This is a genomic window from Sphingomonas sp. PR090111-T3T-6A (assembly GCF_000383095.1).
Taxonomy (GTDB): Bacteria; Pseudomonadota; Alphaproteobacteria; order Sphingomonadales; family Sphingomonadaceae; genus Solisphingomonas.
Map to the genome: position 1 here is coordinate 212,427 of NZ_AORL01000019.1, position 24,329 is coordinate 236,755.

Genomic DNA, 24,329 nt, shown 5'->3' on the forward strand with positions numbered 1-24,329 from the left:
ACACGGGCGTCGACAGCCCGGTCGGGGAGGACGCTATGGTCCCGCCGGGCTGGATCGCGTTCCAGCCGAAGAGCGATCAGCCTTCGCCGGAGCGGGCGGCGTCCATCCGTTCCTCGTCGCAGATGACGCCGCTCTGGGGCAGCGCTACATGGCCGAGCCGCGTCAGCGCCTCTTCGCGCGCACCGGCGCCTTCCACATAATGGCGGGTGAAGAGGCGCATCACATGCGCGACTCCGAGCGGGCTCACCGCGCGCCGGTCCTCCTCGAAATAGAGGCCGCCGGTCGGGCTTGCGGTGATGACTTCGTAGGATGGGAAATAGTCGATCCAGTCGTGGCGGCGGACCAGTTGCTCGGCCGCGACGCGCAGCACCGCCTTGGAGTAGGACGTCGAGACGGCGACGTGCCGGGGCTCGTAGGTCGCCGCGAGCGGGACCGGCGAGACGGTGAGGATCACCCGGAGGCTGGGATTGCGCGCCCGCGCCGCGAGGAGGACATTCTCCAGCGCTTCCTCCGTCTCGCCGGCGGAGAAGTTGACGAACTCATGCCGGGTCGGGTCATGTTCCCCGCCCGCGACGCCGGGCGCCAGCGGATAGACCGAGCCATCGGCGCGCGAGCGCCACGCCTCTGTCAGGCCCAGCGTGAAGACCAGATAGTCGGCCGTCTCGAACAGGCTGCGCACGGCGGCGAGATGCTGGGCGCGGTCCCCGGCGACCTGTTCGGCGCTTTCAAAGCCATCGGGCTCCACCGACGGGCGGAAGGGGTCCACCCAGCGGCCCTGGCGATTGCGCCAGGCGCGGTCGTTGGGCTGCCGCTCGCCGAACGCCTCCTGCCAGAGCTGCCAGAGCTGCATCGGCGTGTAGATATTGCCGTACCGGGCGGAGAAGAGGCCATATTGCCGCGCCTCGCGCTCGGCCGGCGGGAGATGCTCGCCGCCTTCCGCCAGCAGGAAGTTGTCCCCCATCGCGCGCAGCCGGCGCGAGATATGCTGCGCGAAGCAGCTCCCGGCGGTCGCCACCCGGTCGCCCGGACGGATCAGGAAGCGCGGCCCGGAAACGGGATCGAACAGATGGCTTTCCACGGCCGCGACGCCGCGGCTCCAGAACTGGCGATCGGGCAGGCCGGCATAGGGATGGCTCATGCGATCTCTCCCCGCATCACCTTGCGGATGGTCTGGAGCCGTGGCTGGTCGGAGGCGAAGGCCCGCAGCCGATGCTTCTCCCATTGCGAGAAGAAGGTGAGGCTGCGCTCCAAATAGTCGACCAGCTCGAACGGCTTGTGCAGGTTGGCGGGCTTGAAGAGATAGCTTCCGGCGACCGCCAGCCGCTCGCCGATCTCGGGATAGACGGGCCAGCTCGTTGCCGAAAGATTGTCGGGCGGCAGCACCACATTCTCGAACACGGCCTTCCCCCGTGCGACGAGCAGGGCCCGCGCCACCTCGAACAGGGCGGCGATGCGGGGATGGTCGATCGTGTGCATGAAGCTGGCGCCGCGGCCCACGACGCGGAACAGGCGGGAGAGATCGATGCCGCACGCGCGATAGCTGTCGAGCATCAGCTGCCGCTGCACGGGCCAGTGCGCGAAATAGCCGGCATGAGCGTAGGTCGTCGCATTGAACCAACGGGAAGCCTCGCGCGCGTCCATCCCTTCCTTGTAGGCGGCGAGCGCGATCATCGAATGATAGGGGCCGACGACGGCGCCCGAAACAGGCTCGCCATCGAGCAGCACATAGCAGCAATCGGGGTGATAGCCGCTGAACTGGAGCGGCGGCAGGATTTCGAAGGGGGGCATGTTCGCGGCGTCGAAACCCGGCAGGGCGACCGCCTCGCCCATCGCGATGATCCGATCGTACGACCGCCAATGTTGGAGGCTCTCCGTCTCCAGCGCCCTGCCGAAGGACCAGATGTCGAGCGCCTCGCATTCGATGTCGCGCGCGAGGGTCTGAATGCAGTTGGAGAGGCCGAAGGACTGGCAATTCCACACCACTAACCAGCGTTCACGCAAGACGTCGCCTCCAGGCCCACTCATCGCCGGCAACCTCGCTAAACGCCCTTGGCGGCGAGCGCCATGCCCGACATGATCCCATCGGCTCTGCCAGCGCGCTCCAGTGGGGATACGCTTGCCCTGACCGGCGCGACAGGGCATCGACACCGGCCAGACCAAGGGATCGCAAGAGCGGCATGGGACGCCCCCGGCAACAGAATGAGCGTGTGACGATACAGGCCGTCGCCCGGCGGGCGGGGGTCTCGACCATGACCGTGTCCAACGTGTTCAACCGCACCGGCAAGGTGGGCGAGGCGACCCGCGCCCGCGTGCTCGCCGCGATCGAGGAGCTGGGCTACGTCCCCAACCAGGCCGCGCGGAGGCTGGGCGGCTCGGCGGTGGCGCGGATCGGGCTGATCTACTCCGACGTGGAGAGCATGTTCATCAACGCCACGCTCGCCGCCGTCGCGGTGGTGGCGGCGGAGAAGGGGCTCCAGCTCCTGATCCGCTCGGCACAGGCCGCCTCGGCGGAGGAGGTGGTGGATCATGCCCGCGCGCTCGTGCGCTCGGGCGCGCAGGCGCTGCTGCTCATCCCGCCCTTCGCGGAGATGCTGGGGGATTCCCCGGCGCTGGCCGGCCTCGGCGTGCCCGCCGCCGCCATCGCGACGGCACTGCCTTTCCCGGCCATCACGACCGTGCGGATCGACAATCGCGCCGCCGCGCGGGATGTGACCCGGCGCCTTCTGGCGCGGGGCCGTCGCCGCATCGCGGTGGTGGCAGGGCCGGCGAGCCACTCGGACAGCCTCGCCCGCCTCGACGGGCATCGCGATGCGCTCAGCGAGCATGGCCTGCCCTTCGCCGCCGAGCTTTGCATCGAGGGCGACTTCAGCTTCGCGTCGGGGCTGCGGGCGGCCGAGCTGCTGCTCGATCTCGATCCCCGCCCGGATGCCATCGTCGCCGCCAATGACGACATGGCTGCCGCCATCCTCTGGGCAGCCCATCGGCGCGGGCTGGACCTGCCGGCCGATCTTGCCGTCACCGGCTTCGACGACACGCTGGTGGCGACGCGGGTGTGGCCCGCGCTGACGACCGTCCGCCAACCCATCCGCGCCATGGCCTCGGAGGCGATCGATCTGCTCGCGCAGGCCGTGCGCGACCCGGAGGGCTATGGCGCGCGCGATGTCGTGTTGCCCTTCACGCTGGTGGAGCGCGCATCGGGCTGAGTATGTCAGCGCTTGAGGTTTATCGATAAATCTATCACAAGAGCCGCCGATATCGCGGGAGAGGGGAACGCTGTGGCGGATGTGGCGGAACGGATCGCCCAGGTGACGACATCGGGCGGAGGCGACGCCTCGCCCGACCGGACGGCCACGGGCAAGCCGCATTTCGAGGTGCTTGACGGGTTGCGCGGCGTCGCCGCCCTGCTGGTCGTGCTGTTCCACATCCAGGGCATCACGGTGAACTGGGACGGCGCCAAGGTCTTCTTCCACCACGCGCCGCTTGCGGTGGACTTCTTCTTCGCGCTCTCGGGCTTCGTGATCGGCTATGCCTATGACGACCGCTGGCCCCGGATGACGGCGGGCCGCTTCTTTGCGCTCCGGCTGATCCGGCTGCACCCGATGGTGATCGTGGGAACGCTGCTGGGTTTCGCCAGCTATATTCTCGATCCCTATGCGGGTGCGGCGCAGGTGGTGTCGTCGGGGGCTTTGCTGATGGCGCTCGTCTTGGGGCTGCTGGCGCTGCCGTCGGGGTCGCTGCCCAATCGGTGGACCGACACGCATCCGCTGAACGGGCCGTGCTGGTCGCTGTTTCAGGAATATCTCGGCAACATCGCCTATGCCCTGGTGCTCCGCCGGCTGCCGACCTGCGTTCTCGGTCTTCTCGCGGCGCTCAGCGCCGTGGTGCTGGCGGTCTGCGCCGTCCATTTCGGCACGCTCGACTGCGGCTCGGGCTGGGATCATCTGTGGATGGCGCCCGTGCGCCTCAGCTTTCCCTTCCTGACGGGGCTCTGGCTCTATCGCGTGCGGGATCGGCTGCCGCGCGTGTCGCTGGGCTATCTGCCGCTCACCATCCTCCTCATCGCGATCGTGGTCTTTCCCACGCTTCCCGAGATCGGCGGCTTCAAGCTCAACGGCGCCTATGAAGCCCTGTGCGTCATCCTGCTGTTTCCCGCGATCATCGTCGCGGGCGCGCATTCCGACGCCGGGCGGGGCCTGATGGGGCTGTGCAAGGCGAGCGGGCGGCTATCCTATCCGATCTACATCACGCACTTCCCCTTCCTGTACGTCTGGATGAACTATGTCGCCAACGCGCACCATTCGCCGCAGCGGATGCTGGTGATCGGCGCGGCGCTGGTGCCATTCCTGCTGCTGGTCGCCTGGGTGGCGCTCACCGTCTGGGACGAGCCGGTCCGCGCCCGCCTGCGTGCCGCCCTGAGGCGTGGCTGAGAGCGGTCAGGGCGGTCAGCGCACCTCGATATCCTGCCGCAGGCGGATGTCGGCGGACGAGCTGCCCGCCATGAGCTGGATGATGCCGGGCTCGACGACGAGGGCTTTCCGCCCCTGATCCCAATAAGCGAGCTGCATGGCCTTGAGCGGTACATGGACCGTCCTCGTCTCGCCGGGCGCCAGATGGACGCGGCGGAACCCGGCCAGTTGCAGCGCCGGCCGCTCGACCCCGGAGTGCGGGTAGCGGACATAGATCTGGGGCACGGCGTCGCCGGCGCGGTGGTCGGTGTTGGTCACGTCGATGGCGACATCAATCCGGCCGTCACGAGCGAGGGTGGCACGATCCGTCCGAAGATGGGCGAAGCGGAAGCTGGTGTAGCTGAGGCCCCAGCCGAAGGGATAAAGCGGCTTCTGCTTCGCATACATGTAGGTCCGGCCGTGGCGGATGTCGTAATCCATCATCGGCGGCAGGTCGGCCATCGATGCGGGCCAGGTGACGATCGTGTGGCCGCCCGGATTATACGCCCCGAACAATACCTGCGCGAGCGCCCAGCCCTCGTCCTGCGAGGCGTGCGCCATGTTGAGGATCGCCGGCACATTCTGCTGCGACCAGTTGATCGTGTAGGGGAAGCTCGACACCAGGACCATGACGGTGTGCGGATTGGCCGCCTTCACCTTCCTGACCAACTCCTCCTCTGCGAGCGTCAGCGTGACGCGGTCGCGTCCTTCGCGGCCGTCGCCGGGATCGGCGCAGGGCTTGGTGCCGGAATCGTCCCATTCGGTGGCCATGTTGGGGCCGCAGGTGGGGTCGTTGCCGACGACGACGATCGCGACGTCCGACGCCTTGGCCGCGGCGACCGCGGCGCCACTCGCATCGTTGGCCGCGTAGTTGACCTTCACCGTGGGGCCGACCGCGTCGCGGATGCCCTGAAGCGGCGTCGTCGCGTGGGGCGGGTGGCCGCCATACCAGTCCCAATGCACGCTGTCGGCGAGCGGGCCGACGACCGCGATCGACTTCAGCCGATCCTTGCGGAGCGGCAGGGCATTGTCCGCATTCTTGAGCAGGACGATCGATTCCAGCGCCAGCTTGCGCGAGACGGCCTGATCGGCCTCGCCGTCCCACGGGGCGGGGCCGTCATGCACAGCGGCGTAGGAGACGCGCTCGGGCGGATCGAGCAGGCCGAGCTTCAGCGTGATGCGGAACTTGCGGCGGAGCGCCTCGTCCAACTCCGCCTCCTTGACCGTGCCATCGCGGACCGCCGCGTGCATCTCGTCCTTATAGGTGTCGAGATACTGGTTGATGCCTGCCTTGAGCGTCGCGACCACGGCATCCTTCTGCGTCGCGAAGCGCTTGTGCGCCGTGACGAGCAGCTTCACCGCCCCGCCGTCGCTGGAGACGACGTTCACGCCCCACAGGTTGATGACGACATCGCGGAGCACCGGGTTGATCGCCATCGGCGTGCCGTTCCAGGCGTTGTAGGAGGCCATCACCCCGCTCGCGCCGGCGTCCTGAAAGGCCATGCGGAAGGGGACGGAATAATATTCCCAGAAGAGCCGCTCGTCGAAATTCGAGCTGGTCGAGGTGCGCTGGTTCTCGTTCGAGTTGGCGAGGAAGTGTTTCAGCAGCGGCGCCGCCTGCCAATATTTCGGATCGTCGCCTTCCAGCCCGCGCGCGAAGGCGGTGGCCATCGTGCCGTTGAGGAAGGGGTCTTCGCCATAGACCTCTTCTGTGCGGCCCCAGCGCGGATCGCGCGCCAGATCGGCCTGCGGGCCCCACAGCATCAGGATCTGGCGGCCATAGCTGGCCGTCTGGGTGATGTAGCGCGCCTCATGCCCCTCGACGCCGCCCGCCTGCCGGACGAGATCGGGATCCCAGCTCGCGCCCATGCCCGGCGGCTGCGGGAATTGCGTGGTGGGGATCGGCGACAATTGCTTCTTGTCGGAGCCGCGCTGGACGACGCCGTGAATCCCCTCGGACGAGCCGAAATTGGGGACGCCGAGGCGCGCCACGCCGGAATTGGTGCTGAGCGCGTCGATCTTCTCGTCGACCGTCATGCGCGACAGGAGGTCGGTGATGCGCTGCTCGGCGGGGAGGTCGGAGTTGCGGAAGGCGGGGGCGGTCTCAGCGATCGCGGCCGTGCCGGCGAGCAGCATCGCCGCGAACCCGATCCCGATGCGCCGTGCGGTCGTCTTCATCCTGCGCCCTTTTCCGTTGGAGATGGATCCGCCCTTCAGGCGAGGATTGTTTCCGCCACGCGCGGCGGGTTGGCCCGATAGCGGAAGTCTCGCAGCCGCACCTCGCCCGAGCCCGCGGCGTAGAGGCCGACGCGCAGGCTGAGAAAACCGCCGAACACATTGTGATGGAGGCCGGACACCTCCATGCGCGTGTCGTGGCGCTGCCAGGTCCGGCCTTCGTCGTAGGAATAATGCCAGGTGACGACATGCTCCTCGTTGCGGAGGCGCAGGCGGAGGCTCCGCGTCTTGTGGGGCTTGCGGCCCCAGGGAAGCTCGTCCGAATATTCGAAGATCTTGAGGGTCTCGGGCGTGAAGCCGAGCCCGACGAACGCCTTCTGGTTGTAGAAGAGCAGCAGGCCGCCTTCGGCCTCGCCGATCAGGTCGAGCGAGATTTCGACCTCGTAGGAACGATCCCCCACGATGCAGGTGAGCGGCGAGGAGTCGGCCGGCGACGTCCCCCGCGCGGCGATGTGGAGGCCATCCGCCCGGTAGGTGGCGCGCGTGGCCTCGTTGGCCTTGGGCTCGTGGAAGGCCCATTGGAGCCCGAGACGATCGGTCGAGAAATCGTCGGAGAGCGGCGGACGCGGCCTGCCCGGCTTGCCGCCCCGCGGCTTGCGGAGCGGGTGCGAGAGATCGCCGCCGAGCGCGCGGAACCAGCCGTCCTCGGTCCACTCGATCGGCTCCAGCAGCGTCTGGCGGCCGAGCGTGCGGAAGCCGTTCTCATAGCCGTGATAGACCATCCACCAGTCGCCGCCCGGCCCCTCGACCGGCGTCGCATGGCCGCGCGACCACCAGGGCTCGGCGGCCGAGCGGGTGCGCACCAGCGGGTTGTGCGGGCAATGCTCCCACGGCCCGTGGACCGAGCGCGAACGCGCGGCGATGACCATGTGGCTGGTCGGTGGACCCGCCGTGCCGCCGACGGCGGTGACGAGATAGAACCAGCCGTTGCGGTGGAGGAGCTTCGGCCCCTCGGGCGCGAAATTCTCGACCACCCAGTCGTCGGGGTAGCGCCACGGCGCATAGGCCTGCTCGAGCGGGCCGTCGGTGGCGAGGCCGTCGTCGGTCAGGCGGATCTTGCGGATGCCGTTGGTGAAGAGATAGCGCCGCCCGTCCTCGCCCACGACATGCCCCGGATCGATGCAGCCCCGGATGCCGAGATCGACCGGATCGCTCCACGGCCCGCGAATGTCGTCGGCCCAGATCGCGTAGATCGACCAGCCGTCCCCCTTCGGATCGGCCGGGATGTAGATGAAATAGCGGCCCTTGTGGCGGACGAGATCGACCGCCCAGATCGGCCCCAGATTCTGGTGCAGCGCCGGGCCGATCGGGGCCCAGTTCACCAGATCGGTCGATTCCCAGATCACCAGCGCCGGATAGGAGAGGAAGGAGGAGAAGGTCATGTAATAGACCTCGCCATCCTTCAGGATCGTCGGATCGGGATGATCGCCCGACACGATCGGGTTGAGGAAGGTGCCGTCGCCAAGGTCGGCCGTCGCGGGGCGCGTGAGGGGGGCCTGCTTCCCCTTGGCCACAGAGCCGGCGAGGGCCGGTGCGGCGGCGGTGCCGGCGAGCAGCCCTTGCATCAGATGGCGGCGGGTGAACGGCATCACTGCGCCGCCCGGTCCATCGAGACGAGCACCACGTCGTTGCTGCGCATCGGCAGCTCGACGCTCGTGCGCCCGTCCGCGCCGACCTCTACGGTGCGGTCGATCTCGGGCGTGTCGCGCGTCAGATCCTGCAACTGGCGGAGCTGCTTGGCGTCGAGGTTCTTGGGCATCCCCATGTCGATATAGGCCGAATAGGCGTCGTTGTGGCGATAGCCGGTCCGGTAGGCGCGCAAATGGTAGCGGCCGGGCGCGAGGTGCGCGAAGGCGAGCTTCGCCGTCGGCGCGGGCGCGTTGGGGACGAGGTGGGTGTAGAAGGGGCGGTTGCTGACCGACTGCTTCGGCTGCTGCCAGTCCCAGACGAGCGCGGTGGTGCGCGTGCCATCGGTCGCGGCCATCACCTGCGTGTCGGTGACGGGAATGGCGCGGCCCTTGATCGCGTTCAGATATTTGTAGGCGAAGAAGGCCGGCTTGCGGATGCCCTCGCGGTTCAGGAGGCCGAAGCCGCCATGGAAGGGCGTTGGCGGCGGGCCGGGCTCCTCGAACAGGTCGGTGTAGGTCCAGTAGCTCATGCCCTGCGCCACGCCCTCCACCGCCTTGAGGCGCGAGAGGATATAGGGGGCGCTTACATAGCTGTCGTGGACGGCGTCGCGCGGGGTGTAGCTGGTGCTCCACTCGGTGAAGTAGAGCGGCAGCGTCGGGAAGGCCGACGCCGCAATCTGGGCGCGCACCTTGCGGACGTCGGAAATCACGGCCTGCGGATCGGCGGAGAGCTTGGTGTCGCTCTCGCCCTTCTCGTCGAGGAAGCCGCCGTCGACGCCATAGCTGTGGGTGGTGACGAAATCGATCGGCGCGCCGGATTTCGCGACATGCGCGAGGAACTCCGGCACCCACGCCGCGCCCGCCGTGGACGGGCCGCCGACCTGGAGATCGGGGTCGATCGCCTTGATGGTGCGGGCGGTCAGATCATAGAGGTCGAAATAGGCCTTTTGGTCGCCACCTTCCCAGAAGCCGCTGAGATTGGGCTCGTTCCACACCTCGAAATACCAGCGGCGCACCTCGTCCACGCCATAGCGCTGCTGCTCACGCCGGACGAAGGCGTCGACCAGCGCGCGCCACGCCTCGGGCTTGGGATGCGAGGTGTTGCCCTTCCAGTAGAAGATGCTGTTGGACGAGGTGGCGAGCGCCTGCGGGGTGAAGCCCAGCTCCACGAAGGGGCGGATGCCCTTGGAGAGCAGATCGTCGTAGAGTTCGTCGATCTTCGTCCAGTCATAGCGGGTCACGCCATTCTCGACGCGCACCGTGCCCAGCACGTCGTGGAAGATCGCGTGGAAGCGGAGATAGCGGAAGCCGAGCTCGTCCACCGCCGTCTTGAGCTGGGCCTGCGAGTCCGGCCGGATCAGCGTGCCCGGATAGTCCGAGCCGACGGAGAGATCGTAGAAGCGGTCGACCGGCTTCTGCGCGCGGGCGACGTCGATGTCGATCGCACGTTCGGCGGGCGCGGCCATCGCAGGCGAAAGGGGAAGCAGCGCGGAGGCTGCGAGCGCCATTCGCCAGACCCGATGATGTGCCCCCCGGCCGCGCTGATCCCGCATATATTCTCCCGTTCGATGATGGAGCGGCGGCGGCACGCCCCGAACGGGACGGCCGCCGCCGGAAGCCGGCCTCAGAAGGTGAGGCGCACCGTCGCCGTGTAGCGGCGGTCGGAGACGAACCAGGCGCGGCCCATCAGGCCGATCGACTGCTTCATCAGCACGCGGTTGGTGGCGTTGGTGAGGTTCTGCGCCTCGACGCCCATCGAAATCTTGTCGTTCAGGAACTTGAAGAAGATCGATCCGTCAAGCTGGCCGTAGGCGGCGTTGTAGACCGGGAGCCCCCACACCACGCAGTGCGCGTTCGCCGCCGTGTCGCACTGCACGCCGTTCGGTGTGATCGGCGAACCGTCCGAACCCTGCGTGCCGTTGACGTTGGTCGAGAGCAGGTAGCGGCTGCGCCAGTTGTAGGCGAGACGCAGCGAGACGATGGCCTTCTCGTAATAGCCGGTCAGGTTGTAGCTGTACTTCGACAGGCCTTCGAGCGGCAGCCTGCCGAAGATCGCGCCGTTGGTGTCCACGCCGTTGGCCGACACGAACGCCGCGCTGTTCGACTGGAGGCTCGACAGGTTCACCTTGGTGCTGCTGTCCACATAGGTGAAGTTCGACGTGATACCGAACCCGCTCAGCCAGCCGGGCAGGAAGGTGAAGGCCTGATTGTAGCCGAGTTCGAGGCCCTTGATGTTCGCCGTGCCGACATTCTGCGGCGCGGTGAGATTATAGGTCACGCCTGCGAACTCGTACGGCGTGGTGACGTTGCGGATGATGTTCGTCAGATGCTTGTAGAACACCGTGCCCGTCAGCGAGCTGGCCTTGCCGAAATACCATTCCAGCGCCCCGTCGAGCTGGGTCGATCGGGTGGGCTTGAGGTTCGGATTGCCCGAGGCCGTCGAGTTGAAGGTGTAGTTGCCGGTCGTCTGGTCATAGGCGGCCGACAGCGGCGTGTAGGCCTGCAAGGTGTTGAAATCCGGCCGGGTCATCGCGCGGGCCGCGGCGAAGCGGGCCTGCAGGGTCGGCGTGATCTTGTAGAGCAGGTTCAGGCTCGGCAGGAAATCGTCATAATGGTTTTTGGCGGTGATGGCCTGCGCCGTGCCGTCGAACACGGGGCCGCCCGGAGGCGCACCGGTGATGGGCGGCGGCTCGACCACGAAGCCGCTGGCGTTGTTCGTCGTATGGACCCAGCGCAGGCCGACATTGCCGCTCAGCGGTATATTGAGGCTGTCGAAGTCGAACTTCAGCGAGCCATAGGCCGCATAGGTCCGCTCGCGCTGGAAGTTGCGCTGCGCGTCGCCGAAGGCGGAAAGCGCGAAGGCCGGGCAGGCGGAGGCCGGGTTGATCTGCTCGCAGAGCTGCGTCGCGATGTCGTGGAGCGCGTAATAGGTGCCCGGATAGCCATTGGCCTGAGACGCCGCCGGGAAGATGACGCTCATCGGCACATTGGCGCCGCCATGGTAGAAATTGCTGCCGAAGTTGAAGTCTTGGCTCGCCAGCGGGAACTGGTCGAGATAGGCCAGCGTCGGGAGCTGCCAGCCGAGCTGCCAGGTCTGGCTGATCGCCTGCCAGTTGTAGGGTGCCTGCTGGTTGTCGGCGTTGGTCCGCGTGACGCGGCCGCCGAAGTGGAAGCTCTTCAGGATGCCGCCGGTGTCGAGGTCATAATCGGCATCGGCGCGCCACGCCCACTCGTTCGCGACGTTCTTGGTGCGCTCGTCCATCGTGAACGCCCAATAATAGTTGGCCGCGTTGTCCAGATAGTTCTGGTCGACCGTGACGCTGGGCACGCCGTGCGTCAGGTCCACCGTCTGGCCGGGCAGGTTCACACCAGTCGCGACCGTGGAATCGAGGCCGTTGTTGGTGGCGTGGACATGCTGCATGTCGAACCGCAGCGTCAGGCGCTCGGTCGGGCGCCACTTGATGTTGCCCGAGATGTCGGTGGTGTTGGAGCGCTGGTCGGCGCTGCGCACGTCGTCGTTGAACGGCATTCCGCCGTCCGCCGGGTTCGGATCGGTCTCGTCGCCCTTCTGGAAGACGCCGTTGTCGTCGAACTGGAACTGCGTGCCGGCGGCCGGCACGATGTTATACGGGTTGGTCTGCGCGAAGATCGCGTGCTCGTCCCAATGGAATTTGTAGCGCGACTGGAAGAAGGTGGCGGACACGTCGAGATTGTCGGCCGGCTTCCACTGCACCGCGCCATAGGCGCCGAAGCGCTGGCGGGTGAAGTCGAGCTGGCGCCAGTCGATGCCCTTGGGGATGTAGACCGTCTTGCCGTCCACGAGATCCTGACGCGGATAATAGGGCTCGACCTGGATGCCGTCGGTGCGCGTCGCGCTGCGGGAATAGGCGACGTCGGCCAGCACGCCGATCTCGCCGATCGGGGTCTGCCAGCGGTTCGAATAGAGCGCGGAGAAGGACGGTTCGAGCTGGTTGCGCAGATCGCCCAGCGTGCCCGAGGCGGAGACGCTGAACACCTCGCCCTTGCTGTCGAACGGCATCCGCGTGCGCAGGTTGACGAGGCCGCCGATGCCGCCCTCGATCAGATCGGCCGAGGGGTTCTTGTAGACGTCGACGCCGGCGAGCAGCTCGGGCGGCACATCCTCGAAGCTCAGCGTGCGGCCGCCATTGGCGCTGAACGCGTCGCGGCCGTTCAGCTCGGAGCGCACGAAGGTGAGGCCGCGCACGTTCACGCCCGAGCCTTCGACCGAGAAGTGATCCGGGTCCGCGCGCGAGATGAAGTGGTCGATGGTGACGCCGGTGATGCGCTGGAGCGTCTCGGTCACGCTGCGGTCGGGCAGCTTGCCGATGTCGTCCGAATTGATCGAGTCGACGATCTGGTCGGCATGGCGCTTGATGCCGAGGGCAGAGTCGATCGAGGCGCGCTGGCCGGTGACGACGATCTCGCTCTGCGTCGGCTGGCCGCCGCCCTGCGGCGTGGTGGCAGCGCTGTCAGTGGATTGGGCGAGAGCGGTACCAGGAAAGCACGCGGCCACGACGGCAATGGAGGCTCCCGCACGCAGCAGGCTTCGCGGCGATCGCGTCCAAAGGGCGCGCGCAAAACTATGAGTATTCATCGATTCTCCCCTCCTCTGTGTTTTCATTTTTAAAAGCCACATTTGTCAGACTTTATTGAGGGTATTGATAGCGCTATCAGCTATCGTGCTGTCAAGGGGTTAGGGCAAAGTCCGGGCCAAGGCGGATTTATCAGCTTATTTGAAGGATTTGTCAGTCATAACTGGACTAGCGTCGCGGCGATCGACTTGGAGAAATGTCGCCGCGTCGTTCAGAAAGCGCGATGACCGGCAAAGCGACGCGCGACCCAGTCGATGAACAGACGCACGCGCGGGGAAAGCTGCCGGTTGCGGGGATAGAGCACCGAGACGGGGGCGGAAGGGACGGGATAAGTTTCCAGAACGCGCACCAGCCGTCCTTCGGCGAGATCGCGCTCGATATGGAACAGCGGCATTTGCGCGAGGCCCAGCCCGAGCAGGACGCCGTCGCGGAAACTCTCCGTGCCGGTCACCGAGAAAGGGGCGGGGACGTTGATCCGCGCCAAGCCGCCTCGCTGCTCGAATTCGAATGGTGTCAGCGCGCCGGTCGTGATCGCGCGAATGCCGACGGTGCGGTGGCGGACGAGATCCTCCGGCGTCTGCGGTGTGGCGTGGCGTGCGAGATAGGCGGGCGCCGCGCAGGTGATCCGGCCGAGCGTCGTCACTGTGCGCGCGACAAGATCGCTGTCGGGCAGCGCGCCATAACGCAGCACGCAGTCGACGCCCTCGCGCACCACATCGACCCAGCGGTCGCTCTCGCTCATCGCGATCTCGATCCCCGGATGCTGATCCAGGAAATCGGGCAGGCCGGGGATGACGAAATGGCGCGCGATCGTGCCCTGCACCTCGATCCGCAGCATCCCTTTCGGGACGGCTCCGAGAAAGGCGCCCTCCGCATCCTCCACATCGTCGAGGATCGCGATGCAGCGCTGATAATAGGCCTCGCCGTCGAGCGTAGGCCGGACCGTGCGCGTAGTGCGCTGGAGAAGGCGGACACCGAGCCGCTCCTCCAGCTGCCGGATCACCTGCGTCGCCGTCGAGCGCGGGACGTCGAGATCGTGCGCCGCCTGCGTGAAACTGCGCCGGTCCACCACCCGCGTGAACAGCCGCATCGCATCCAGCCGGTCCATCTATTATTCCATATTTGCGAACAGTGTCGCTGCTTCTAGCGGGATTATCTTTCCGTCTCCAGAGGGCATCTGGGTCACGTCGATCGGCGGGCGATCGATGCGAACCAGGAGAACGGCCATGGATACGGGCAAGAACAAGGTTGCGATCGTCACCGGCGCCTCGCGGGGCATCGGCGCGGCGATCGCGGAGCGGCTGGCGGCGGATGGCTTCACCGTGGTGGTCAACTATGCCGGCAACGCCACCGAGGCGGAGGCGCTCGTCGCCCGGATCGAGGCGGCCGGGGGCAAGGCGATCTCCGCTCAGGCCGACGTCAGCGATCCGGTCGCCGTCGCGCGCCTGTTCGACGCGACGCAGGCGGCGTTCGGGGGCGTCGACGTGCTGGTCAACAATGCCGGCATCATGAAGCTCGCGACCCTTGCCGACAGCGACGATGCGCTGTTCGACACACAGGTGGCGATCAATCTCAAGGGCGTGTTCAACACGCTGCGCGAGGCGGCCAGGCGGCTGCGCGAGGGCGGACGGATCATCAACCTGTCGTCGAGTGTGGTCGGGCTCCGGCCGGCCTCCTATGCGGTCTATGCCGCCACCAAGGCGGGCGTCGAGGCGATGACGCATGTCCTCACCAAGGAGCTGCGCGGCCGCAACATTACGGTCAACGCGATCGCGCCGGGGCCGACGGCCACCGCCCTGTTCCTCGACGGCAAGCCGCAGGCGGTGATCGACACGCTGACCAAGGCCGCCCCACTCGAACGGCTCGGCCAGCCCGAGGACATCGCGGGCGCCGTCGCCTTCCTCGCCGGCCCGGACGGCGGCTGGATCAACGGCCAGGTGCTGCGCGCGAACGGCGGGATCATCTGAAGCCTCCCCTCCTCATGCCGAAAGGATTTTCCCCATGTCGAACAAGATCATCCTCATCACCGGCGCTTCCAGCGGCTTCGGCCGCCTGACCGCCGAAGCGCTCGCGCGGGCGGGGCACACGGTCTACGCCTCGATGCGCGACATTGCGGGCCGCAACGCGGCGAACGCCGCGGAGATGGCCGCGATCGAGGGCAGCGACCTGCGGCCGATCGAACTGGACGTCCAGTCCGAGGCGTCCGTCGAGGCGGCGGTCGCCCGCATTATCGCCGCGAGCGGGCGCATCGACGTGCTCGTCCACAATGCCGGTCACATGATGTTCGGCCCGGCCGAGAGCTTCACGCCCGAGCAGTTCGCCCAGCAATATGACGTAAACGTGCTCGGCACGCAGCGCGTCAATCGCGCGGTGCTGCTCCATATGCGCGCGGCGAGGCGGGGGCTTCTGATGTGGATCTCCAGCTCCAGCTCGGCGGGCGGCACGCCGCCTTATCTGGCGCCTTATTTCGCCGCCAAGGCCGCGATGGACGCGCTGGCGGTGCAATATGCGCGGGAACTCGCCCGCTGGGGCATCGAGACGACGATCGTGGTGCCGGGCGCCTTCACCAGGGGCACCAACCACTTCGCCCATTCCGGCAGGCCCGCGGACACCGAGCGCCTCAACGCTTATGAGACCGGCCCCTACAAGGGCTTCGGCGAGCAGATACAGGAGGCGTTCGCGGCAATCGTGCCCGACGATGCCGATCCGGCGGACGTCGCGGAGCGGATCGTCGAGGCGGCCGGTATGGATTTCGGAACCCGACCGTTCCGCATCCATGTCGATCCGAGCCAGGATGGCGCGGATGTCGGCTTTACTGTGCTCGACCGTCTGCGCGCCGAGATGCTCCACCGGGTCGGGATGTCCGATCTGCTCCATCCGGCTAGGCTCGCCTGAACGGGGCTGTCGGCGGCGGGGGTTCGCGGATGCGGCCCCCGCCGTCGTCGTCTGCGCGGATCAGGGTGTGGGGGCGATCGCGTCCATGATCGTGATCCGCTGGCCCTCCGAGGCGCCGACGCTGGACGCGGTGACGAGAATGGTCGTGCCCGGCCGGAGCGCCGCCCTGACGGCCGCATAGAAGGCGCGGGGCACGCGGACGCGGTTGATCGTCGCCTCGTCGAGCATGCGCCCGGCATCCTCCTCATGCCCCGGCAGGCCGAGATAGATCCACTTCGGCTTGCCGTCCCGCGTCGAGGACAGGGTGATGACATGCGAGCCCGGATCGTCGTCGTCGATGATCGCCTTGCTGCGGCCGATCTCGATCCCGTTGCGCAGCACGACGATGCGCTGATCCTTCTTGGCGACGATGATCGTGAGCGGGCCGCCGGGCGCGCGTTCCGGCTCCCAGCGATACTCCAGATCGCTGAGATCCTTCACCGCGGTCGGGTTGCCCTTCGCGTCGATGGGAGCGAGCAGGCTGGCTTCGCTGGTGCGGACGTGATCGACGGCGTCGCCCATCACCACCACCGTCGCGCCGAGCGTCGTGATCGCGAACAATTGCTTGGAAAAGCCGAAGGGCAGGTGCACGCAGCCATGGCTTTCCGGGTAGCCCGGCAGGCCGCCCGCGTGGAGCGCGACGCCATCCCAGGTCAGCCGCTGCTGAAAGGGCATGGGTGCGCTGTTGTAGAGGCTGGAGCGGTGGTTGGCGTCCTTCTGGAGGATGGTGAAAACGCCCGTCGGCGTCTCATGGCCGGCCTTGCCCGAGGAGATCGTCGACACCGCGATGCGGACCCCGTTGCGATACACCGTGGCGATCTGGCGTGAGAGGTCGACATAGACGAGCAGCGGCCCTGTCGGCGCGACCTCCGGGGCCCAAACCCACTCGCCGGGTTTCAGATGTTCGGCCTTGCGCGCGAACTCGGGCGGCGAACTCGCGGTCGCGCCCTGGGCATGGGCGATGGCTGGCAGGGCGAGCGTGGCGAGAATCGTGAGAGCGTAACGCATGGCCGCACTTTTCGCGGGAGAGCGGATGCGATCAATCCTCTTTTCGCGGGAAGGTGGAAACAAACCTTTCAAGATATCTGAATGAGACAGAGGATTTTATCCCGGTATTCCATCAGAATAACGACCCCTACCACTGAGGCCACGGCGAACGGGGGCGCTGCTCACCGGGCTGCCGGAGCCAGAAACAGTGGAGATTCCGATGTCCATCACCGCCACCCCGACCCCCGGCAAGTCGCTGCTCTCGCCGACCGATCACGCGCTCATCATGATCGACTTCCAGTCGCAGATGGCGTTCGCCACCAAGTCGATCGACCCGACCATCCTGCGCAACAACGCGGCGCTCGTCGCCAATGCCGCCGCCGGCTTCAAGGTGCCGACGATCCTCACCACCGTCGCCGAGAAGAGCTTTTCCGGCCCGATGTTCAGCGAGGTCACCGCGCCTTTCCCCGGTCAGAAGCTGCTCGACCGCACGTCGATGAACACCTGGGAAGACGCCGCCGTGATCGAGGAGGTCAACCGCATCGGCAAGGAGCGCCTCGTGTTCGCCGGCCTGTGGACGTCGGTCTGTATCGTCGGCCCTGTCGCCTCGGCGATCGATCAGGGCTTCGATGTCTACTTCATCGCCGATGCGTGCGGCGACATCTCGGCCGAGGCGCATGAGCGTGCGGTGCAGCGCATGATCCAGCTCGGCGCGAAGCCGATGACCTCGCTCCAGTATCTGCTCGAGCTGCAGCGCGACTGGGCGCGCACCGAAAGCTACGAGTTCACGACCGGCGTCGCGAAGACGTGGGGCGGCGCCTACGGCATCGGCGTCACCTACGCCAAGACGATGTTCGGCGCCTCCGAAGGGGCGCACGGCTGAAGCCTCCCGCGGGGGCGGTGGACCGCCCCCGCATCCACATCCGACACGGAGGCCCTTCATGAAGCCCTATCTCCTCTCGCTGGCCGCCGGGATATTGGTCGGCGGCATCTATGCCCTGCTCGGAGTGAAGTCCCCGGCGCCGCCGACGATCGCATTGATCGGCCTGCTCGGCATCCTGCTCGGTGAGCAGGCCGTACCGGTGGCGAAGAAGCTGATCCACGGCGAGCCGGTGCTGGCCTTCATCAAGACCGACTGCGCCCGCGAGATTCTTGGCCCGCAGGCCGGGCCGACCCCCAGCCGCGACGCCTGATCCTTTCTCCTCACCTTATCGTCCGGGAGATTCCGATGTCCGATCTCATCCTCGTCAACGCCAAGGTCACCACCCTCGATCGCGCCAACCCCAAAGCCGAGGCGGTGGCGATCCGGGACGGCCATATCCTCGCCGTCGGTTCCGAGCAGGAAGTGCGCGCCGCAGCACCCGAGGCGACCGTGGTCGATGCGGGCGGCCGCCGCCTGATCCCCGGCCTGATCGACAGCCACATCCATGTCATCCGTGGAGGCCTGAACTATAATATGGAGCTGCGCTGGGAAGGCGTCCCCACGCTCGCCGATGCGATGGCCATGCTGAAGACGCAGGCGCAGAATACGCCGGCGCCGCAATGGGTGCGCGTGGTGGGCGGCTTCACCGAGCATCAGTTCGCTGAAAAGCGCCTGCCGACCATCGCCGAGATCAACGAGGCGGCGCCCGACACGCCCGTCTTCATCCTCCACCTCTATGATCGCGCGCTGCTCAATGCGGCGGCGCTCCGGGCGGTGGGCTACACGAAGGACACGCCCAACCCGCCGGGTGGCGAGATCGTCCGCGATGCCGCCGGCAACCCGACCGGGCTGCTGCTCGCCCAGCCCAACGCCACCATCCTCTACGCGACGCTCGCCAAGGGGCCGAAGCTGCCGCAGGAATATCAGCTCAACTCCACCCGCCAGTTCATGCGCGAGCTGAACAGCCTCGGCGTCACCTCGGTGATCGATGCCGGCGGCGGGTCTCAGAATTATCCCGACGATTATGAGGTGATCGAGAAGCTCCACAAGGATGGAGAGCTGACGCTGCGCATCGCCTACAATCTCTTCACCCAGAAGCCGAAGGAGGAGCTGTCCGACTTCGCCAACTGGTCGAAGCAGATCAAGCCGGGCGACGGCGATGACAGCTATCGCCACAATGGCGCGGGCGAGATGCTGGTCTATTCGGCTGCCGACTTCGAGGATTTCCGCGTCGCGCGGCCCGACATGCCGCCGGAGATGGAAGGCGATCTGGAGCCGGTGATCCGCTTGCTCGCCGAGCGTCGCTGGCCGTGGCGGATGCACGCCACCTACGACCAGACGATCGGCCGCGCGCTCGACGTGTTCGAGAAGGTGAACCGCGACATCCCGCTCCAGGGGCTCAACTGGTTCTTCGACCATGCCGAGACGATCTCCGAGCGCAACATCGACCGGATCGCGGCGCTCGGCGGCGGCATCGCGGTCCAGCATCGCATGGCCTATCAGGGTGAATATTTCGTCGAGCGCTATGGCGCCAAGGCGGCGGAAGCGACGCCCCCGATCAAGCGGATGATGGCGGCGGGCCTGCCGGTCGGCGCCGGCACCGATGCCACCCGCGTGGCGAGCTACAACCCGTGGGTCTCGCTCTCCTGGCTGGTGACGTCGAAGACGGTGGGCGGCCTGCGCCTCTATCCGGTCGCCAACCGGCTGGACCGCGAGACGGCGCTGCGCCTCTGGACCGAGGCCAACACCTGGTTCTCGAACGAGCAGGGCAAGAAGGGGCAGATCAAGGCCGGCCAGCTCGCCGATCTCGCGCTCCTCTCGGACGATTATTTCGGCGTGCCCGAGGACGAGATCGTCCACATCCGATCGGTGCTCACCATCCTCGGCGGCAGGATCGTCCACGGCAATGGCGATTACGCGAAGCTCGCGCCGGACCTGCCCAGGCCGATGCCGGACTGGTCCCCGGTGGCGACCTTCGGCGGCTATTGGCAGGCGCCCGCCAGCCGCCAGAAGCTCGCCTCGGCCTGCGGTTGCCACTCATCCTGCTCGGTCCATGGCCATGACCATGCCGCCGCGCTCGGCGCCGACGTGCCGTCCGCCGATCCCCAGAGCTTCTGGGGGGCGCTCGGCTGCGGCTGCTGGGCCGTCTGATCCTCGCTTTCCTTCCTGACATTTCCTCTCATGCAAGGATGATCCTCATGATCCGCTTCCGGAACCTGCTTGCCGCCTCCGCCCTCGGCCTCGCCATGCTGACCACCCCGGCGACCGCCGCCCCCGCCGCCGAAGCCGCGAGCGGCTATGCGGTCGGCCCGCAATATGACACCACCCATGTCTATGTGCCCGAGGATCAGTTCGACAGCTTCGTCACCAGCTTCTCGGCCACCTTCGGCGGCACGACCAGCAAGCAGGGCGTCTTCCAGGTGACGCCCACGACAAGCCAGACCAAGTCGCAGCTCGTGCTGACGCCGGCGGGCACCGTTTCGGTGTTCGGCTTCAAGACACCGATCCCCTATCCCTTCGGCGCCGAGCGCACCGGCTATCTCGTCACCGACATGGATGCCGCCGTCGCCTCGGCGGTGAAGAACGGCGCGACGCGGCTCATCACCACCTTCCCCGATCCGATCGGTCGCGACGTCGTCGTGCAATGGCCGGGCGGCGTGAACATGCAGCTCTACTGGCACACAGCCAAGCCCAACTACGCCCCGCTCGCCACCGTGCCCGAGAACCGCGTCTATCTGACGGCCGATGCCGCCGATGCCTTCGTCCGGCACTGGCTCGCTTATTCGCACGGCAAGGTGACGGCGGATGACCGCAATGTCTCGGGCGCCGAGATCGGCCAGCCGGGCAAGACGATCCGCCGGATCGCGATCGACAGCGGCTATGGCAAGATGCTGGTGCTCGTCTCCGACGGCCAGCTTCCGTGGCCCTATGGCCGCGACATGACCGGCTATCAGGTGAGTGACCTCGCCGCCACGCTGGACAAGGCCAGGGCGGCGGGCGTCGAAACGCTGGTGCCGACCTATGACGCGCTCGGCCGCAAGGCGGCGATCGTGCGCTTCCCCGGCGGCTATATCGCCGAGATCCACCAGGCGGCGGCACGATGAGCCCGGCCCGCACCCCGCGCTTCGTCGAGGCGATCCTCGGCTGGCGCGGGACGGGCTTTGCCGCCCGGCTGGTATTGTGCGGCGCCTATCTGCTGGGCGGCCTCGTCAAGCTCTCGGACTTTCCGGGCGCGGTCGCCGAGCAGGCCCATTTCGGGATGCCGATGCCGGCGCTGTTCGCGGCGCTGACCATCGCGGTGGAGCTGATCGGCCCGGCGCTCATCCTCTCCGGCCGGCTGGTGTGGCTGGGGGCGGGGATGCTCGGCGTGTTCACCGGCTTCGCCGCGATCACCGCCAACGCCTTCTGGACGATGCACGGGCAGGATCGCTTCATGGCCACCAACGCCTTCTTCGAGCATCTGGGGCTCATTGGCGGCTTCGTGCTGGTCGCCATGCTCGCCCTCCGCGCGGACCGGAAGGCCGCCTGATGCGCAGCCTCGCCGCCCTCCTGCTCGGACTGGCGCTGCTGCCCGCCCGCGCGGTGGCGGCCGAGGCGTGGCAGCCGCCGGTGCTCACCACCGAGCGCTATAACGAGGATTGGTCGAACCTCGCCGATCCCGCCAACCGGACCGGGCACTGGACCGAGGGCTTCAAATATATCCCGCTCGACGGTTCGGGCGCCGACTATCTCACCACCGGCGTCGAGATCCGCCTGCGCGACGAGGATTATCACGGCAACTGGACCAACCCGGATGCCCCGAACGACGGCTATCTCTGGGTGCGCGCCATGCCTTATGCCGACCTTCATGTCGGGCAGGTGCGCGCCTTCGTGCAGCCGATCCTGGCGTATGCGGCGGGCGTGCGGCCCTCGGCGAGCCCGATCGACCAGACGCGCACCGATCTGCTCCAGGGCTTCGCGGATGTGGCGTTCGACGTCGGCTCTGGCGCGACGTTGCGACTGCGGGCGGGCCGCGAGATGATCGGCCTCGGCACCGAGCGGCTGGTCGGCACGCGCTATGGCCCCAACGTGCCGCTCGCCTTCGACGGTGGCCGCGCGATTCTCCACAGCGGGCGACTGACCGTGAATGGCTTCTACCTGATGCCCGTTGAGCCGGGGCAGGGGACGTTCGACGATCGCACCTCGTCCAGCCGCGCCTTGTGGGGCGTCTACGCCACGAGGCTGATCGGCGGCGCGGGGGTGGACCTCTATTATCTCGGCTATCGCAACGATCATGCTCGCTTCGAGCAGGGCAACGGCCATGAGCTGCGCCACACGATCGGCGCGCGCTTCTTCGGCAAGGGCGACGGCTGGCACTGGAATTTCGAAGCCATGGGCCAGTTCGGCCGCTTCGACGGTGGCAGCATCGGCGCCTGGTCGATGGCGAGCGAGGTCGGGCGCGGTTTTGCGGCGCTGCCGCTGAAGCCCGATCTCACCGTCCGCTTCAACGTGGCGAGCGGGGACAAGTCGTCGGGCGACCATAAGCTCGGCACCTTCAACGCGCTCTTCCCCAAGGGCAAATATTTCGGCGAGCTGTCGCCGGTCGGCCCCTATAATCTCGTCAATCTTCAGCCCGTGCTGGCGTTCGACCTTGGCGGGGGCGTCTCAACCAGCCTCGCGGGCGCGGCTTATTGGCGCCAGTCGACCGGCGACGGCGTGTACGACATTCCCGGCCACCTGCTGCGCGCCAGCAGCGGCAGCACCGCGCGCTTCGTCGGCAAGGAGGTGGAGGCCAGCGTCGAATGGCGCGCGACCGCTGAACTCACCCTCGGCGCCTCGCTCTCCTGGTTCCAGTCGGGCGCCTTCCTGCGCGAGACGGGCACCGCCAGCAATATCCGCATGACCGGCCTCGAGGCCAATTTCCGCTTCTGAGAAGGACGATCCGATGCCATCCCAGCGTTCGCCGCTTCCCCTGCTCCTGCTGCTCCTCTCGCTGACCACCGGGCTGGTCGATGCGATCAGCGTGCTCGGGCTCGGCAAGGTGTTCACCGCCAACATGACCGGCAACATCGTCTTCCTCGGCTTCGCGGCGGTGGGGACGCCGGGCTTCCGCGTCGCGCCCTATTGCGTGGCGATCGCGGCGTTTCTGATCGGCGCGCTGGTGGCCGGGCGGATCGGCAAGGCCCATGCCGGGCGGCCGCTGCGTCGCTGGCTGATCGCGGCGGCTTCCATCGAGGCGGCGCTGCTGTGGGTCGCCGCGCTCGTCGCGACCGGCTTCGACGTTGCCCGGCAGACCCCTGACGTCCGCCTGTTCGGCATCATCGCGCTGACGGCGGTCGCGATGGGCTTCCGCAACGCCACCATCCGCCAGCTCAAGGTGCCGGACCTCACCACCACCGTGCTCACCCTGACGCTCACCGGCCTCGCCGCAGATTCGAGCGCGGCGGGTGGCGCCAATCCCAACTGGGGGCGTCGCGTCGCCAGCGTCGTCGCCATCTTCGCGGGTGCGGGGATCGGCGCCACGCTCGTGATGCAGGGCGGCCTGATCCCGCCGCTGTTGCTGGCCGGCGCGCTGATCCTCGCCGGCACGCTCGCCTGCGCGCTGCATCCGGAAGCGGGGGAGCCGCACGCGGCCTGAGCCTCAGATATCGGTCATGCCGCTTTCCTCAACGTCCGCCTCGCCCAGTTGCACAAACTGTTCGAGCAGCCACGAGGCGGCGGGGCCGGGGGGCGTATCCCGCCGCCACACGCCGGCGAAGCGATAGGTGCCGCCTGGATGATCGGGCATATGCAGCCGGGTCAGCGTGCCGCCCATCAGATCGCCCTCGATCATCGGCTTGGGCATATTGCCCCAGCCGATCCCCTCGCGGAGCAGTGCGTGCTTGGCGCCGAGATCGGCCAGTCGCCACGTCCGCGGGCTCATCACCGCGAAATCCTGCCCCTCGGTGAAGCGCGAGCGGTCGGTGAGCACGAGCTGGGTATAGTCGCGGCCCGCGCCGGGGGCGATGCGCTCCATGCGCGCGAGCGGGTGGTCGGGCGCCGCGACCGGCACCATCGGCACCGACCCCGCCGACCGGCATTCGACGCCCTCCACCCCGGCGGCCAGCGGCCCCGAGATGCCGATCACGGCGGTACCGTCCAGCACCATCGCGGTCACAGCGCCCAGCGCTTCGGTGTGGAGGCGCAGCGAGACGGTCGGGAACAACTGCGCGAATTCGCGCAGGACGCGCCCCAGCCGGGCGGCCGGCAGCATCACGTCCACGGCGAGATCGACCTCGGCTTCGAGCCCGTCGAGCAGGCCCTTCACCTTGGCGCGCAGGCCGTCCATCCCCTGATGGATCGCCCGAGCCTCGGCGAGGAGCGCGCGGCCGGCGGTGGTGAGCTTCGGCTTGCGAGAGCCCTCCCGCTCGAACAGCAGCAGGCCGAGCTGCGCCTCCAGATTCACGATCCCATAGCTGATGACCGAGACGGCACGGTTGAGCCGCCGTCCGGCTGCGGCGAAGCTGCCCGAATCCACGACCGCGAGAAAGATGCGCAGCTGATCGAAAGTCGGCATCCCCGGATTGGCCATCATTCAACTCCCTGG

At 67.5% G+C, this 24,329-nt stretch carries 20 protein-coding genes; 11 read left to right on the plus strand and 9 right to left on the minus strand.

The features are described from left to right. Positions 1 to 76: 76 nt before the first annotated feature. Positions 77 to 1,138 carry a GSCFA domain-containing protein gene (locus tag ST3T6A_RS0109825; protein ID WP_019832743.1) on the minus strand — a complete coding sequence of 354 codons (1,062 nt, stop codon included), beginning with the start codon at positions 1,136 to 1,138 and terminating at the stop codon, positions 77 to 79. Further along, positions 1,135 to 2,001 carry a WcbI family polysaccharide biosynthesis putative acetyltransferase gene (locus tag ST3T6A_RS0109830; protein ID WP_157602702.1) on the minus strand — a complete coding sequence of 289 codons (867 nt, stop codon included), beginning with the start codon at positions 1,999 to 2,001 and terminating at the stop codon, positions 1,135 to 1,137. Before ST3T6A_RS0109830 ends, ST3T6A_RS0109825 begins: the two co-directional genes overlap by 4 nt. Before the next feature lie 176 nt (positions 2,002 to 2,177). Here ST3T6A_RS0109830 and ST3T6A_RS19830 point away from each other — a divergent pair, with 176 nt between their 5' ends. Beyond that, a complete protein-coding gene (locus tag ST3T6A_RS19830; RefSeq protein ID WP_037538207.1) occupies positions 2,178 to 3,203 on the plus strand; it encodes a LacI family DNA-binding transcriptional regulator in 1,026 nt (341 codons plus the stop codon). Positions 3,204 to 3,275: 72 nt separating this feature from the next. After that, positions 3,276 to 4,427 (plus strand): acyltransferase family protein, encoded by a 1,152-nt coding sequence (locus tag ST3T6A_RS0109840; RefSeq protein ID WP_019832746.1) that lies wholly within the window; start codon positions 3,276 to 3,278, stop codon positions 4,425 to 4,427. A gap of 15 nt (positions 4,428 to 4,442) precedes the next feature. Here ST3T6A_RS0109840 and ST3T6A_RS0109845 read toward each other — a convergent pair whose 3' ends face one another. The 5 genes from ST3T6A_RS0109845 to ST3T6A_RS0109865 form a co-directional block, all read right to left on the minus strand. Further along, complete coding sequence (locus tag ST3T6A_RS0109845) at positions 4,443 to 6,623, minus strand: glycoside hydrolase family 3 C-terminal domain-containing protein (protein ID WP_019832747.1); 2,181 nt, start codon at positions 6,621 to 6,623, stop codon at positions 4,443 to 4,445. Between the two features lie 35 nt (positions 6,624 to 6,658). Beyond that, on the minus strand, positions 6,659 to 8,269 hold the full coding sequence (locus ST3T6A_RS0109850; RefSeq protein ID WP_019832748.1) for a family 43 glycosylhydrolase: 1,611 nt from the start codon (positions 8,267 to 8,269) through the stop codon (positions 6,659 to 6,661). Beyond that, entirely contained in the window at positions 8,269 to 9,816 is a 1,548-nt protein-coding gene (locus ST3T6A_RS0109855; protein WP_019832749.1) for a GH39 family glycosyl hydrolase, read from the minus strand. The genes ST3T6A_RS0109850 and ST3T6A_RS0109855 overlap by 1 nt, the downstream gene beginning before the upstream one ends. 116 nt (positions 9,817 to 9,932) lie before the next feature. Next, positions 9,933 to 12,842 (minus strand): TonB-dependent receptor, encoded by a 2,910-nt coding sequence (locus ST3T6A_RS0109860; RefSeq protein ID WP_019832750.1) that lies wholly within the window; start codon positions 12,840 to 12,842, stop codon positions 9,933 to 9,935. Positions 12,843 to 13,132: 290 nt separating this feature from the next. Then, positions 13,133 to 14,029 (minus strand): LysR family transcriptional regulator, encoded by an 897-nt coding sequence (locus tag ST3T6A_RS0109865; RefSeq protein WP_019832751.1) that lies wholly within the window; start codon positions 14,027 to 14,029, stop codon positions 13,133 to 13,135. A gap of 118 nt (positions 14,030 to 14,147) precedes the next feature. Here ST3T6A_RS0109865 and ST3T6A_RS0109870 point away from each other — a divergent pair, with 118 nt between their 5' ends. Together ST3T6A_RS0109870 and ST3T6A_RS0109875 are read left to right on the plus strand one after the other, a co-directional pair. Beyond that, positions 14,148 to 14,888 carry an SDR family oxidoreductase gene (locus ST3T6A_RS0109870; RefSeq protein WP_019832752.1) on the plus strand — a complete coding sequence of 247 codons (741 nt, stop codon included), beginning with the start codon at positions 14,148 to 14,150 and terminating at the stop codon, positions 14,886 to 14,888. A 34-nt stretch (positions 14,889 to 14,922) separates the two neighbouring features. Continuing rightward, positions 14,923 to 15,816, plus strand: a complete 894-nt coding sequence (locus ST3T6A_RS0109875; protein WP_019832753.1) for an SDR family oxidoreductase — start codon at positions 14,923 to 14,925, stop codon at positions 15,814 to 15,816. Between the two features lie 60 nt (positions 15,817 to 15,876). On the opposite strand, the gene ST3T6A_RS0109880 is transcribed toward ST3T6A_RS0109875, so the two are convergent. Next, complete coding sequence (locus ST3T6A_RS0109880) at positions 15,877 to 16,863, minus strand: L,D-transpeptidase (RefSeq protein WP_019832754.1); 987 nt, start codon at positions 16,861 to 16,863, stop codon at positions 15,877 to 15,879. A 199-nt stretch (positions 16,864 to 17,062) separates the two neighbouring features. Here ST3T6A_RS0109880 and ST3T6A_RS0109885 point away from each other — a divergent pair, with 199 nt between their 5' ends. From ST3T6A_RS0109885 to ST3T6A_RS0109915, 7 genes are read left to right on the plus strand one after another with little or no spacing between them, the layout of a single operon-like run. Beyond that, positions 17,063 to 17,725 (plus strand): hydrolase, encoded by a 663-nt coding sequence (locus ST3T6A_RS0109885; RefSeq protein ID WP_019832755.1) that lies wholly within the window; start codon positions 17,063 to 17,065, stop codon positions 17,723 to 17,725. Positions 17,726 to 17,783: 58 nt separating this feature from the next. Continuing rightward, positions 17,784 to 18,035, plus strand: a complete 252-nt coding sequence (locus tag ST3T6A_RS0109890; protein WP_019832756.1) for a DUF1427 family protein — start codon at positions 17,784 to 17,786, stop codon at positions 18,033 to 18,035. 35 nt (positions 18,036 to 18,070) lie between these two features. Then, positions 18,071 to 19,915, plus strand: a complete 1,845-nt coding sequence (locus ST3T6A_RS0109895) for an amidohydrolase (RefSeq protein WP_019832757.1) — start codon at positions 18,071 to 18,073, stop codon at positions 19,913 to 19,915. A 47-nt stretch (positions 19,916 to 19,962) separates the two neighbouring features. Continuing rightward, positions 19,963 to 20,868 carry a hypothetical protein gene (locus ST3T6A_RS0109900; RefSeq protein WP_019832758.1) on the plus strand — a complete coding sequence of 302 codons (906 nt, stop codon included), beginning with the start codon at positions 19,963 to 19,965 and terminating at the stop codon, positions 20,866 to 20,868. Further along, positions 20,865 to 21,293, plus strand: coding sequence for a DoxX family protein (locus ST3T6A_RS0109905; RefSeq protein WP_019832759.1), 429 nt, complete (start codon positions 20,865 to 20,867; stop codon positions 21,291 to 21,293). Before ST3T6A_RS0109900 ends, ST3T6A_RS0109905 begins: the two co-directional genes overlap by 4 nt. After that, the gene (locus ST3T6A_RS0109910) at positions 21,293 to 22,675 is read left to right on the plus strand and encodes an alginate export family protein (RefSeq protein WP_019832760.1); all 1,383 of its coding nucleotides are present in this window, start codon (positions 21,293 to 21,295) and stop codon (positions 22,673 to 22,675) included. The genes ST3T6A_RS0109905 and ST3T6A_RS0109910 overlap by 1 nt, the downstream gene beginning before the upstream one ends. 13 nt (positions 22,676 to 22,688) lie before the next feature. After that, complete coding sequence (locus ST3T6A_RS0109915) at positions 22,689 to 23,381, plus strand: YoaK family protein (RefSeq protein ID WP_019832761.1); 693 nt, start codon at positions 22,689 to 22,691, stop codon at positions 23,379 to 23,381. Positions 23,382 to 23,384: 3 nt separating this feature from the next. Here ST3T6A_RS0109915 and ST3T6A_RS0109920 read toward each other — a convergent pair whose 3' ends face one another. Next, the gene (locus ST3T6A_RS0109920) at positions 23,385 to 24,314 is read right to left on the minus strand and encodes a LysR family transcriptional regulator (protein ID WP_019832762.1); all 930 of its coding nucleotides are present in this window, start codon (positions 24,312 to 24,314) and stop codon (positions 23,385 to 23,387) included. Positions 24,315 to 24,329 lie beyond the last annotated feature (15 nt).

Coding starts and splice junctions, on each gene's coding strand:
- ST3T6A_RS0109825 (WP_019832743.1), bottom strand. CDS start 1,138: ATGAGCCATCCCTATGCCGGCCTGCCCGATCGCCAGTTCTGGAGCCGC.
- ST3T6A_RS19830 (WP_037538207.1), top strand. CDS start 2,178: ATGGGACGCCCCCGGCAACAGAATGAGCGTGTGACGATACAGGCCGTC.
- ST3T6A_RS0109845 (WP_019832747.1), bottom strand. CDS start 6,623: ATGAAGACGACCGCACGGCGCATCGGGATCGGGTTCGCGGCGATGCTG.
- ST3T6A_RS0109850 (WP_019832748.1), bottom strand. CDS start 8,269: ATGCCGTTCACCCGCCGCCATCTGATGCAAGGGCTGCTCGCCGGCACC.
- ST3T6A_RS0109855 (WP_019832749.1), bottom strand. CDS start 9,816: ATGGCGCTCGCAGCCTCCGCGCTGCTTCCCCTTTCGCCTGCGATGGCC.
- ST3T6A_RS0109865 (WP_019832751.1), bottom strand. CDS start 14,029: ATGGACCGGCTGGATGCGATGCGGCTGTTCACGCGGGTGGTGGACCGG.
- ST3T6A_RS0109870 (WP_019832752.1), top strand. CDS start 14,148: ATGGATACGGGCAAGAACAAGGTTGCGATCGTCACCGGCGCCTCGCGG.
- ST3T6A_RS0109875 (WP_019832753.1), top strand. CDS start 14,923: ATGTCGAACAAGATCATCCTCATCACCGGCGCTTCCAGCGGCTTCGGC.
- ST3T6A_RS0109880 (WP_019832754.1), bottom strand. CDS start 16,863: ATGCGTTACGCTCTCACGATTCTCGCCACGCTCGCCCTGCCAGCCATC.
- ST3T6A_RS0109885 (WP_019832755.1), top strand. CDS start 17,063: ATGTCCATCACCGCCACCCCGACCCCCGGCAAGTCGCTGCTCTCGCCG.
- ST3T6A_RS0109890 (WP_019832756.1), top strand. CDS start 17,784: ATGAAGCCCTATCTCCTCTCGCTGGCCGCCGGGATATTGGTCGGCGGC.
- ST3T6A_RS0109895 (WP_019832757.1), top strand. CDS start 18,071: ATGTCCGATCTCATCCTCGTCAACGCCAAGGTCACCACCCTCGATCGC.
- ST3T6A_RS0109900 (WP_019832758.1), top strand. CDS start 19,963: ATGATCCGCTTCCGGAACCTGCTTGCCGCCTCCGCCCTCGGCCTCGCC.
- ST3T6A_RS0109905 (WP_019832759.1), top strand. CDS start 20,865: ATGAGCCCGGCCCGCACCCCGCGCTTCGTCGAGGCGATCCTCGGCTGG.
- ST3T6A_RS0109910 (WP_019832760.1), top strand. CDS start 21,293: ATGCGCAGCCTCGCCGCCCTCCTGCTCGGACTGGCGCTGCTGCCCGCC.
- ST3T6A_RS0109915 (WP_019832761.1), top strand. CDS start 22,689: ATGCCATCCCAGCGTTCGCCGCTTCCCCTGCTCCTGCTGCTCCTCTCG.
- ST3T6A_RS0109920 (WP_019832762.1), bottom strand. CDS start 24,314: ATGGCCAATCCGGGGATGCCGACTTTCGATCAGCTGCGCATCTTTCTC.